This window comes from Pseudomonas sp. EpS/L25 (assembly GCF_001512295.1).
In the GTDB taxonomy this organism is placed as follows: Bacteria; Pseudomonadota; Gammaproteobacteria; order Pseudomonadales; family Pseudomonadaceae; genus Chryseomonas.
On record NZ_LNUP01000002.1, the window covers coordinates 421,960 to 433,966 of the forward strand.

General features: G+C 68.1%; 8 protein-coding genes and 1 pseudogene. 3 read left to right on the plus strand and 6 right to left on the minus strand.

Going from position 1 to position 12,007, the window contains the following annotated elements; translation table 11 throughout:
• Nucleotides 1–111 precede the first annotated feature (111 nt).
• Nucleotides 112–1,773, plus strand: a complete 1,662-nt coding sequence (locus AR540_RS03170; protein WP_059226396.1) for a VRR-NUC domain-containing protein — start codon at nt 112–114, stop codon at nt 1,771–1,773.
• A complete protein-coding gene (locus AR540_RS03175) occupies nt 1,770–4,043 on the plus strand; it encodes an ATP-dependent DNA helicase (protein WP_059226397.1) in 2,274 nt (757 codons plus the stop codon). The genes AR540_RS03170 and AR540_RS03175 overlap by 4 nt, the downstream gene beginning before the upstream one ends.
• A gap of 84 nt (nt 4,044–4,127) precedes the next feature.
• Here AR540_RS03175 and AR540_RS25950 read toward each other — a convergent pair.
• Nucleotides 4,128–4,500, minus strand: a pseudogene (locus AR540_RS25950) (glyoxalase superfamily protein).
• 245 nt (nt 4,501–4,745) lie between these two features.
• Between AR540_RS25950 and AR540_RS03185 the strand changes: the two are divergent.
• Nucleotides 4,746–6,380, plus strand: coding sequence for a glucan biosynthesis protein D (locus AR540_RS03185; RefSeq protein WP_059226398.1), 1,635 nt, complete (start codon nt 4,746–4,748; stop codon nt 6,378–6,380).
• Nucleotides 6,381–6,489: 109 nt separating this feature from the next.
• Here the strand turns inward: AR540_RS03185 and AR540_RS03190 are convergent, their stop codons facing one another.
• From AR540_RS03190 to AR540_RS03210, 5 genes are all read right to left on the minus strand, one after another.
• Nucleotides 6,490–7,224: a GGDEF domain-containing protein gene (locus tag AR540_RS03190; RefSeq protein ID WP_059226399.1), complete on the minus strand. Its 735-nt coding sequence runs from the start codon at nt 7,222–7,224 to the stop codon at nt 6,490–6,492.
• Nucleotides 7,221–7,610, minus strand: coding sequence for a DUF1987 domain-containing protein (locus tag AR540_RS03195; RefSeq protein WP_059226400.1), 390 nt, complete (start codon nt 7,608–7,610; stop codon nt 7,221–7,223). Before AR540_RS03195 ends, AR540_RS03190 begins: the two co-directional genes overlap by 4 nt.
• A gap of 16 nt (nt 7,611–7,626) precedes the next feature.
• Nucleotides 7,627–8,190: a SiaB family protein kinase gene (locus AR540_RS03200; protein WP_059226401.1), complete on the minus strand. Its 564-nt coding sequence runs from the start codon at nt 8,188–8,190 to the stop codon at nt 7,627–7,629.
• Complete coding sequence (locus AR540_RS03205) at nt 8,187–9,419, minus strand: SpoIIE family protein phosphatase (RefSeq protein ID WP_059226402.1); 1,233 nt, start codon at nt 9,417–9,419, stop codon at nt 8,187–8,189. The genes AR540_RS03200 and AR540_RS03205 overlap by 4 nt, the downstream gene beginning before the upstream one ends.
• Nucleotides 9,420–9,540: 121 nt before the next feature.
• Nucleotides 9,541–11,682 (minus strand): polysaccharide biosynthesis tyrosine autokinase, encoded by a 2,142-nt coding sequence (locus AR540_RS03210; RefSeq protein ID WP_059226403.1) that lies wholly within the window; start codon nt 11,680–11,682, stop codon nt 9,541–9,543.
• Nucleotides 11,683–12,007: the final 325 nt, after the last annotated feature.

The following is a 12,007-nucleotide window of genomic DNA, read 5'->3' on the forward strand; positions in this document are numbered from 1 at the left end:
CCGGAAAGAAGAGCCAGCGTTCCAGCCGGACGACCGCGCATCGCATCGGACTTGCTCGTGTCGGTCGGGGCTGGATAAATAGCCAGCCGCCTACCTGCTTGCCCGTTTCGCATGAAAGCTCCGCTCGAAGATCCCCTCTACTATCTGCACAACTTCCAGCGGGTACTGGACTGGGTCGCCCTGCGCTATCCCGATCTGCTCGACGATCGCGAACAAGGCTTCATCGCCGCCTTCGCCGACTTGCCGCAGCCCTCCCGCGCGCTGCTGGTGCGCCTGGTGATGCGCAAGGGCGAGGTGTTCCGCGCCAGCAAGCTGGTCTACGGCGAGATCGGCTGCCCCCGCGCCGCGGCAGAGCCCCTGGTGACCCTCGGCTGGCTGCTGGCCGACCCCGAATTGCACCTGATCGAGCTCTTCGCCCTGCTGCGCAAGGAGGAGTTGCTCGGCTGCTTCGGTGCCCGGCTGCCCAAGGCCGGGCGCAAGGAAGACTGGCTGGCCCTCCTGGACGTTGAGCAGACCACCCCCCTGGCCTTCAGCGGCTGGACCGGCCCGGTGCCCGAGCTGGTGGCGGAGGGTGTCTGGCGGCTGACGCTGATGGACCTCTGCGACCGCCTGCGCCTGCTGTTCTTCGGCAACCTGCACCAGGACTGGACCGACTTCGTGCTGGCCGACCTGGGTATCTTCCAGTACGAGACGGTGGCCTTCAGTCCCGAATCCCGCGCCTTTGGCCAGCGTCACGAGGTGGATGCCTATCTGCACATCCAGCGCTGCCGCCAGGCGCTGCGCGATGGGCTGCCAGCCGCGGAGCTGCTGCCGCTGTTGCCCGCCGAGCGCTTCGCCAATACCTGGCTGGAATTGCGTCGGGGCAAGCTGCTCCACGAACTGGCACAGCACCACGAACGCCTCGGCGAACTGGCCCAGGCGCAGGCGCTCTATGCCGCCTCGGCGCACCCTGAGTCGCGCATCCGCGCCCTGCGTATGCTCGAACGGCTGGAGGACTGGCCCGCCGCCCAGGCGCTGGCGGAAGCCATCGTCGCTGCCCCAGCCCATGACGCCGAGCGCCAGCAGGTGGCGCGCATCCTGCCGCGGCTGGTGCGCAAGCAGGGCGGTCCGCCCAACAGGCGCCGCCCGGCCAGCCCGGTGGAGCGCCTCGATTTCGAATTGGTCAACGATGGCCTGCGCCGGGTCGAGTGGCTGGTGCGCGAGCACCTGGGTCGCGACGAGGCGCCGGTGCACTACGTGGAAAACACCCTGCTCACCAGCCTGTTCGGCCTGCTGTGCTGGGACGCCGTCTTTCTGGCCATCCCCGGCGCCTTCTTCCACCCCTACCAGCGCGAGCCGGCCGACCTGCGCCTGCCGGGTTTTCGCGAGCGGCGCGCCGAGGCTTTCGCCACCTGCCTGGCGCGGCTCGACGATGGCTCCTATCCAGCGGTGATCCGCGAGCGCTTCGCCGGCAAGCGCGGCCTGGCCTCGCCTTTCGTCGCCTGGGGTATCTTGAGCAGCGAACTGCTCGACCAGGCCCTGGCCTGCCTGCCGGCACAGCATCTGCGGCTGTGCTTCGAGCGGCTGCTGGAAGACCCTGAAAACAACCGCACCGGCTTGCCCGACCTGATCCAGTTCTGGCCGGCGGAAGGCCGCTACCGGATGATCGAGGTCAAGGGCCCGGGCGACCGCCTGCAGGACAACCAGCGCCGCTGGCTGGACTTCTTCGCCGCCCATGACATCCCGGTCAGCGTCTGCCACGTGCAGTGGCAGGCGGCCGCGACCCCCGCATGAGCTATCGCATCGCCGTTCGCGCCCTCTGCGAATTCACCGCCAAGGCCGGCGATCTGGACCTCAGGTTCACCCCGTCGCCCACCGCCCTGGAAGGCATCGAGGGCCACCAGCGGGTGGCGGCGCGGCGCGGACCCGACTATGAGCGCGAGGTCAGCCTGCAGGGCGAGTTCGAGGACCTGCAGGTGCGCGGCCGCGCCGATGGCTTCGACGCTGCCGCCAAGCGCCTGGAAGAGATCAAGACCCACAGGGGCAGCCTGGAGCGCCAGCCGGGCAATCACCGCCAGTTGCACTGGGCCCAGGCCAAGGTCTATGGCCATCTGCTCTGCCAGAGCCGCGAGCTGCCTGGGTTGACCCTGGCGCTGGTCTATTTCGACATTGGCACGGGTGCCGAGACCGTCCTCACCGAGCAGTGGACGGCCGCGGACCTGGCCGCGCATTTCGACTTGCAGTGTTCGCGCTTTCTCGCCTGGGCGCGCCAGGAACTGGCCCATCGCGCCACGCGTGACCTGGCCCTGGCGACCCTGGCCTTTCCCCATCCCGACTTTCGCCACGGCCAGCGGCCCCTGGCCGAAGCCGTCTACAAGGCCGCCAGCGTCGGCTGCTGCCTCTTGGCCCAGGCGCCCACCGGCATCGGCAAGACGGTGGGCACCCTGTTCCCGTTGCTCAAGGCCATGCCCCGGCAGAACCTCGACCGCCTGTTCTTCCTGGCCGCCAAGACCCCTGGCCGCGCCCTGGCCCTGCACGGTCTCGAGACCCTGGCCGCGCCGGTGCGGGTGCTGGAGCTGGTGGCGCGGGACAAGGCCTGCGAGCACCCGGAGCTGGCCTGTCATGGCGAATCCTGCCCGCTGGCGCGCGGCTTCTACGACCGCCTGCCGGCCGCCCGCGCCGCCGCCCTGGCCGAACCCACGCAGTTGACTCGCGAGCGGGTACGGGAGACGGCCCTGGCGCATGAGGTCTGCCCCTACTACCTGGCCCAGGAACTGGCGCGCTGGAGCGACGTGGTGGTGGGCGACTACAACTACTACTTCGACGGCAGCGCCATGCTCCATGCCCTGGCCCAGACCCAGGAGTGGCGGGTCGGGGTGCTGGTGGACGAAGCCCACAACCTGCTCGACCGCGCCCGCGGCATGTACAGCGCCAGCCTCGACCAACGCCGTCTGGCGGCCGGCAGGGCGGTGGCGCCGCCGGCCATCGCCAAGGGGCTGCAGGCGCTCAATCGCGAATGGAATCGCCTGCACAAGGAGCAACGGGTCGACTACCAGGTACAGCTGGAATTGCCCGCTGCCTTCCTGACCGCGCTGCAACGGGTGGTAGGCCTGCTCACCGAGCACTTCGGTGAATCCGGGCAGCCGCCGGCGCCGGAGCTGCAGACGCTGTTCTTCGACCTGCTGCAGTTCATGCGCCTGGGCGAGACCTTCGGCGATCACTCGCTGTTCGACGTCACCCTGCTCAAGGGTCGCGGCAAGGCGCAGTCGCAACTCCATCTGCGCAACCTGGTGCCGGCGCCCTTCGTCGGCCCGCGGCTGGCGGCGGCCCACAGCTGCACCCTGTTCTCCGCCACCCTGACGCCAGCGCATTTCCATCGCGACCTGCTCGGGGTGCCGGCCGGCAGTGCCTGGGTCGATGTCGCCTCGCCCTTCGCTGCCGAGCAGCTGGAGGTGCGCCTGGTGCGCCTCTCTACCCGCTACGCCGACCGTGCTGCGTCGCGGGTGCCCATCGCCGCCCTGATCGCGGCGCGCTATCGCCAGCGGCCGGGCAACTACCTGGCCTTCTTCAGCAGCTTCGACTATCTCGATCAGGTGGCCGAGGCCCTGGCCGAGCGGGCGCCCGAGGTCCCCCAGTGGCGCCAGGCCCGCGGCATGGACGAAGCCGCTCGCCAGGCCTTTCTCGAGCGCTTCCGGGCCGACGGTCGCGGCATCGGTTTCGCCGTGCTCGGCGGCAGCTTCGGCGAAGGCATCGACCTGCCCGGCGACCGCCTGATCGGCGCTTTCGTCGCCACCCTCGGCCTGCCCCAGCTCAATCCGGTCAACGAACAGCTGCGCCAGCGCCTGCAACGGCGCTTCGGCGACGGCTATCGCTACGCCTATCTCTATCCGGGCCTGCAAAAGGTCATCCAGGCCGCCGGCCGGGTGATCCGCACCGTGCAGGATCGCGGCTGCCTCTATCTCATCGACGATAGATTCACCCAACCCGAGGTCAGGGCGCTGCTGCCGAGCTGGTGGCAGGTGGAGGAGGGGGCGGTGCCCACGGTCGAGCCTGCACCGGCTTGAAGGCTATCGCGGCCATGGGCCGCTCCTACGGTGGTGTCCGTACCCGTAGGAGCGGCCCATGGCCGCGATCCGCAGAGGAGCCGCTCACGCCTCCGAGGCCAGCTCGCAGAACCTCAGCCGATTGCCAAAGGGATCGGCGACCTCCATCACCAGACCCCAGGGCACCTCCTCGAGGCCGGGACGGGCGAAGCCGTAGTTCTGGGCGAGCAGTTCGGCCTGGAAGGCGCGGATGCCGGTCGTGCGGACGAAGACCGTCGCGTCCGGGCAGGCGTCCGGAGAGGTGCAGGCGCAGGCCGGCCCGCTCGACCTCGGCGTACAGCGGCAGCCCCGGCTCGAATCCGTGCTCCCAGACCAGGCGGAAACCGAGGAACTGGCAGTGGAATTCGCGCGCCTTTTCGTCATCGAAAATGCGCAGGATGGGGCTGGACTGCCCGAAGGCGATGACGGCGCTGGACATGGCTGGGCTCGCTTGGATACAGGAGGCGCGGTCGAAGGCAGGCCTGATGATGCGCCTTTGCGCGATGATCGGTAACCCGAACTGTGATCCGGAAAGCTTTGGTTACCGTCCTGGCGGCCCAGAGCGTGCGCTGGGCTGCAGTTCACCGGTGCGATGGCGAACCTATCGGGGTATCGTGCATTCTTTTTTCTCTCTGGCGGTTCGGCTGGGCCGAATCTTTCATCCTTAGTGACCAAGGTTGATCCATGCAGCGTAGACACCTGCTCAAAGCGTCCCTGGCCCTGGCGGCCTACACCGGCATTCCCTCCACCGGGCTGTTCGCCCTCCAGGCCTTCGCCAATCCGGCCGATGGCGAAGGCCAGGCCTTCGATTACGACTGGCTCAAGCAGCATGCCAAGGACCTGGCCGGCCAGGCCTACCAGCCGACCGCCCAGAAGCTGCCCGACACCCTGGCGAACATGACGCCCCAGCAGTTCAACGCCATTGGCTACGATGCCCAGCATTCGCTCTGGCATGACGTCAAAGGGCAGTTGGACGTGCAGTTCTTCCACGTCGGCATGGGCTTCAAGACGCCGGTACGCATGTACTCGGTGGACCCCAAGACCAAGCAGGCCAAGGAGGTCCACTTCCGCCCCGAGCTGTTCAGCTACAACAACAGCGGCGTCGACCAGGGCCAGCTCAAGGGCGACCTGGGTTTCGCCGGCTTCAAGCTGTTCAAGGCGCCACACCTGGCGCAGTACGACATCGTCTCCTTCCTCGGCGCCAGCTACTTCCGCGCGGTGGACAAGACCCGCCAGTACGGCCTGTCGGCCCGCGGCCTGGCGATCGACACCTATGCCGATCGCCCCGAGGAATTCCCCGACTTCACCAAGTTCTGGTTCGTCACCCCGAACAAGAACAGCACCCGCTTCGTGGTCTATGCGCTGCTGGATTCGCCCAGCGCCACCGGCGCCTATCGCTTCGACATCGACTGTCTGAACGACCGGGTGGTGATGGAAGTGGACGCCAACGTCAACGCCCGCCGCGACATCAAGCAGCTGGGCATCGCGCCCATGACCAGCATGTTCAGCTGCGGCACCTACGAGCGCCAGACCTGCACCACCTACCACCCGCAGATCCACGACTCGGATCGCCTGTCCATGTGGAAGGGCAATGGCGAGTGGATCTGCCGTCCGCTGAACAACCCTCCCAAGCTGCAGTTCAACGCCTTCAAGGACGAGAGTCCCAAGGGTTTCGGCCTGGTGCAGACCGATCACGAGTTCGAGAGCTACCAGGACGTCATGGTGCGCTACGACCGCCGGCCGAGCCTGTGGGTCGAGCCCACCACCGCCTGGGGCGAGGGTGCCATCCAGTTGCTGGAGATCCCCACCACCGGCGAGACCCTGGACAACATCGTGGCCTTCTGGGCGCCGGCGGAGACCATCACCGCCGGCAAGTCGCTGCACTACGGCTACAAGCTGCACTGGAGCGCGCTGCCGCCGGTGAGCACGCCGCTGGCACGGGTCTATGCCACCCGTTCCGGAATCGGCGGCTTTCCCGAGGGCTGGGCGCCGGGAGAGCACTGGCCCAAGGTCTGGGCACGACGCTTCGCCCTGGACTTCAACGGTGGCGGTCTGTCGTTCCTGCCCGAGGGTACCGGCATCGAGCCGGTGGTGACCGTTTCGGACGGCAAGGTGCAGGATTTCCACGTGCTGAAGATCGACGAGATCGGCGGCTACCGGGTCATCTTCGACTGGTATCCCACCAGCGACAGCACCGAGCCGGTGGCGATGCGCGCCTTCATCCGGACCCAGGACCGCGCCCTGAGCGAGACCTGGCTCTACCAGTACTTCCCGCCGGCAGCGGACAAGCGTCGCTATCCGGACTGGAAACAGTCCTGACCTGACCGGTAGCTGTCCAGCCGCCGCTGTACCCTCGCCGGGACAGCGGCGGTTTTGCCTGGGGAGGGGGCGAGGACGCGCTGGGCCATGACCCAGGGCGGTCCGGCGGCTAGTCGGCCAGAACCACGCGATTGCGGCCGCCACGCTTGGCCTGGTAGAGGGCGGCGTCGGCCAGGCTGTAGGCGATGTCGAAGGCGGTGCCCGGGGTGTTCAGGCTGAGGCCGAAGCTGGCGGTCACCGGAGCCGGTCCCGTGGTGTCCGTGGCGATGCGCTGGCGCAGGCGTTCGGCCACGACCAGGGCCTCGCCAGGCTCGCAGGCCGGCAGCAGCACGGTGAATTCCTCGCCGCCCACCCGGCCGACGATGGCCGGTTCCTGGACGATCTCCTGCAGGCAGCGGGCGATGGCCTGGATGACCCTGTCCCCCGCGGGATGGCCGAATTCATCGTTGATGCGTTTGAAGTGATCGATGTCCAGCACGATCATGGCGCCGCCGGACTGGCGCAGAATGCCACCGGCATGCTCGATCACCGCGCCTCGGTTGAACACCCCGGTGAGGGCGTCGTGGCTGGCCCGGTATTCCAACTGCTGGGTGAGGGTCTGCAACTGCTGGTTCAGGGCGTTCATCTCCCGTTCGGCGCGGTCGCTGCGGGCGATCAGCCGCCGCGTCTCGCGCATCAGCCGCTCGAAGTGCAGGCTCAGCTCACCCAGCGCCGCCCGGTAGCTCTCGCCCGAGCTGTCGCCGCTCGCGTACAGGGCGCGGGCCGCCTGCAGGACCGCGGCTTCCTGCTCGAACAGGTCGGGCCCGACGCTGGCCGGGCTGTAGCGTCTGGCGCTGGTGGTCATGCCGGCAGCTCGGGGTGTTCGACGAACACCAGGGCCTCGAAGTCCAGCCGCAGCTCCTCGCCGAATTCCTGGATGGTCTCGTCCTCGGCGTCGTAGTACCAGTGCAGCTCGACGACGTTGCCGGCCTGGGCCGCCTGATCGAGGGCATCGAACAGAGTGAACAGCATCTTGGTGCTGGAGCTGTTGAAATAGGCCAGGGCGACGTGCACCAGGATGGTGGCGCCGTGTCGCTGCTCCAGATAGGCGCGCAGGCGTTCGATCACCGGCAGGTAGAAGGCGGCGGCGTTCTCGGGAAAGGATTCTCCCTTGAGCCAGAGCACGTCTTCGGCGAAGCGGAAATCCACTTCCGGCGACGTGGGCGTGGGAGCGATGAACACGGTGTCCATACGAGAGTGGCCCTGATCAGATGGTGGCTTTCAGGCAGAACAGGGTGATGCCCGCGTCCTGCGTGGAAGGATGAAAGGCGAATTCCAGCGGTGCGCTGGCATCCCGGGCCATGGTCAGGAAGCCGAGCCCGGCGCCCTTGCTGTCGGCCGGGGTCTCGGCGCGCAGGGATTCGCGATAGGCCTGCTTGATCTGCTCCAATGACATGCTGCGCAGCGGCTCCAGGCGGTCGCGCAGGGCGTTCACCTTGTCGCTGGCGATGGGATTGGCACAGAGCATCTGGTAATGGCCGTCCTGGCGGGAGATACAGACCGAGCCCTGTCCCAGCTTGGCGTCTTCGGGAGGCTCCGTGGGCAACGCATCCGCCGAATAATGCAGGACGTTCTGTGACAATTCGATGAAGGAGGAGAACAGCTTGCGCCGAGTGGTGCCGGCGACCCCTTCGAATTCCAGTTGCAGCTTCACCACCTCGGCCATGGCGGCGACGATGCCATGGGAGAAGTAACCCAGGTGATAGAAGATGACGTGTTGCTGCTGGGCGATCTCGAGGAAGGCGCCGTCCTGAGCGAAGGATTTCATCATGTCAGCGAAGCCACGCGAATGCAGAGGAAGGTGAGGTCGTCCCGGCGCAGCTCGTCGCCTTGCCAGGTGGCGAGGTCTTCGCTCAGTTGCCGGCAGAGCTCTGCGGTGGGCAGTCGCGAGTCGACCAGCCGGGTCAGGGCGCGTCGCTTGCCGAAGGAGGTCCGGCGCGGACCGCCGATCTGATCGACCAGGCCGTCGGTGGTGGCGAACAGCAGGCTGCCCGGTTGCAGGGGCAGGGTGGTGGCCTGCCAGCTCTGGTCGGCGGGGCTGTCGGCGTAGCCGAGACCGATGCGCAAAGGTGCCAGGGTCAGCACCGTGGCGTCGTCGGGCGGCAGCACATGGAGCGCCAGGCGCGCGCCGGCATAGGTCAGCAGATGGTCGCGCCGATCCACCCAGAAGCAGGCGATGTCCAGGCCGTCATTGGATTCCGACAGGTCGCCGGATTGGCCGAGCATGGCCTTGACGCTGACGTTGACCGCCGCCAGCAGGGCGGACGGATCGCGCGGCCCCAGCTGTTGCAGCGCCTGGGTCAGGGAGGCGGAGGCGATCATGGTCATGAAGGCACCCGGCACGCCGTGGCCGGTGCAGTCGGCGATGGCGCCGAACCAGCCGTCCTGGTACTGGGCGAAGTGATAGAAGTCGCCGCCGACCACGTCGCGCGGCTGCCAGACCAGGGTGGCGTCCTGCTCCATGATCGCCAGGGCCTCGCGGGAGCTGCGCAGCATGGCCCGCTGGATCACGCTGGCGTACTCGATGCTGTACATGATCTGGCGATTCTTCTCGGCCTGCAGATCGGCGACGATGCGCATCAGCTGCACACCCAGGCCGAGACCGGCGAAGCGACCCTCGCGAGTGACGATGAAGCCATCGGCCAGGGCCTTCTCGCCCACCTCGACGGTCCGCCGCGTGAGTTCCTCGATGGACAGCCCGGCGTCCACCACCAGGGGCTCCTTGTCCATGAAGGCGATGCAGCTCTTGCGGTCGTAGACTTCCCGGTGGTACGGCTTGCTCATCTGCGAGAGGAAGATGTCGCGGTTGATGAGGCCGATCGGGCGGTCGTGCTCGATCACCGCGAGACTGGTGATCTCGCGCCGCTCGTTGAACAGGTCCATGACCATGGCATTGGTGTGCTCGGCCTCGACCGCCGGCCAGGAGGTGCACAGATCGATGGCGCAGCGCTGGCTGGGACGCGAGGTGGCGCGGGAGGCTTGCAGGGGAGCGGACGACATCAGTTCGAATCCGTTCGGAAGGTCAAGCCAGCCTAGAGCCTCTGTGTTGAGCTTTCATGACAAGATGTGGCAAGACGCCATCATGGGCGGAACCCCTGTGGCGTCCGGGTAGTTGCCGTGCTCAACCGGTCAGGACGCCCCGCGTGCCGCGGGCGAAGGGTTCCGGGGGCACGGCGTTGAGCACGGCACCCTGCAGCACCAGGCCGCTGTGGGCGAACTGCCGCAGGGTGGCCTCGATCTCCTTGGCGGTGTTGCAGCCATGGCGGGTCACCAGCAACGAGGTGCCGGCCTGGGCGGCCAGCAGGACCGCATCGGTCACCGCCAGTACCGGCGGGGTGTCGAGGATGATCAGGTCGTAGTGGTGTTGCAACTCGCGCAGCAGTTCGGTGCAGCGCGGGCTCAGCAGCAACTCGGCCGGATTGGGTGGCCGGGTGCCGCCCACCAGGCAGTCCAGCTCGGGCAGGCCGGTGGGCTGGATCGCCTCTTCGGCGGTCGCCAGGCCGGCCAGCACATCGGTCAGCCCCGGCCGGCGGGGCAGTTGCAGGCGCCGATGCAGCCGTCCACGGCGCAGGTCGGCGTCCACCAGCAGGACCCGCGTTCCCCCGTCCGCCAGCACCCGGGCCAGTTGCAGGGCCACCGTCGACTTGCCGGCCGCCGGGCTGGCGCTGGTGATCAGCAGCAGATCGTTGCGGGCCTCGGTACGGGTGAAGGCGAGACTGGTGCGCAGGGTGCGCAGTGCCTCCTGGTAGCTGGAGTCGGATGCTGCCTGCCAACCACCCAGCTCGCGGCGCGTGGCCAGCGGCAGAGTCGCCAGCAGCGGCAGGCCCAGGCGCTCCAGGGCGTCGGCGTCCTCGATCCCGCGTTCCAGGCTGGCGCGCAGATAGACCCAGGCGCCACCGGCCAGGCAGCCGAAGAGCAGGGCGCTGAGTATCAGCAGCGGCTTCTTGGGATAGACCGGGGCGGTCTGCACATAGGCATCGTCGATGATGCGGACGTCGCTCACCGTACCGGCGCGGACCACCGACAGTTCCTGGATGCGCTTGCTCATCAGGGCATAGAGCTTGTCCGCCGCTTCCACCTCGCGTTGCCGCCGCAGCAGTTCCTGCTGGGTCTCCGGCAGCTTGCCGAGCCGGCGTTGCAGTACCTGGCGCTGCTGGTTCAGCACTTGGCGCCGGGCCAGCAGGGTCTGGTAGAGCGGGTGGGTGGGGGTGAAGCGCAGGGCCAGGCCCAGGCGCTCGACCTCCAGGGCCGAGAGCTGGGCATCGAGGTCCACCGCCTGGCGCAACAGGCTGCGCGCCTCTTCGCCGATGGCGATGGAGCCCTGGCGGCGCTGGTAGGCATCCAGGGCCTGGCGCCCCTCGGTCAGCCGCTGGCTCACCTGCGGCAGCTCGTGACGCAGGAAGGCCAGTTGCTGGGTGGATTCGTCGGCATTGCGAGCCACGTCCTGACGGACGTAGGCCTCGACGATGCCCTGCAGGATCCGCTGCGCCCGCCCGGGATCGCTGTCCTGCAACTGGATCGACAGGATGCCGGAGCGCTTGCCGCGCTCGCTGACGCTGAGGCGGTCCTGCAGCGCCTGGACGGCCACCTCGCGACGTTGCTTGACGAGGATGAATTCGGTACCCGGATAGGCGCGCAGCTGGGCGATGTCCAGGTGCAGGGCGCCGGCGCTGGCCGGTTGGCCCAGGCGGCCCTCCAGCAACTGCGTCCCCTGGGCATCGCTGAGCACGAAGCGATCCGGCGCCTCCGCCCGCAGGGTCAGCGGTTGGCCGTAGAGGGCGTCGGGCACCGTCAGGCTGGCGATCCTGAGGCGCTCGCCTCCCCAGCCGTAGTGGCCGAGGCCGAAGCGGGCGGTGGCGATGTCGGCGCTGCCAGCCTCGTGGCGGCGAGCCAGCCAATCGCCGAGCAGCGGCAGGCGCCGCGGCGTGACGCTCAGGTCCAGTCCCAGGGCATCCACTACCTCGCCCACCACGCGTCGCGAGGTCAGCAACTGCATCTCGGTGATGGCTTCGGGCGGCGGCAGAGGGCGGCCGTTGTCCGCCTCGTCCAGCCGCACGATGCCGCGCTGGTACTCGATCTGCACCGTCGCCACCGCCTGGTAGTGCGGCGCGGCGAACTGGGCGTAGGCCAACCCGGCCAGGGTGCAGATTCCCACCCAGGCGAGCAGGCTGCCGCGGTGGCGCCAGAGGGCCGCGCAATAGCGGGCGAAACCTATGTCCGCGGCGGCGGGGGCGGCGGGTAGAGCCTGGTGCGACATGTCCATGCGGGGTCGGGCCTTGGGCGAGTTCAGGAGGGACATCCGTCGCAAGAGGACACGCGCAACGCACGCGTCGGGAAGGTGGCGAAACGGGATTCGCATCTTCGCACCTGGTGGAACGCCAGGCGCTAGATCGGGCATCCGCACCTTACCGGCTGGGTGCCACTTCGACTCTAAGCGAAAGCAAAGGCCAAAAGTGTGACTGCCCGTGCAGAACGAGACGACTGCCGTCTTGGCAGCGTCAGGGTGCTAAGGCAGTCTTCTTCGCGACATGACGTAGTGCCCAACGACCGCCGATTCCACGCGCCGGATCGTGGGCTGCTTCTAGCCG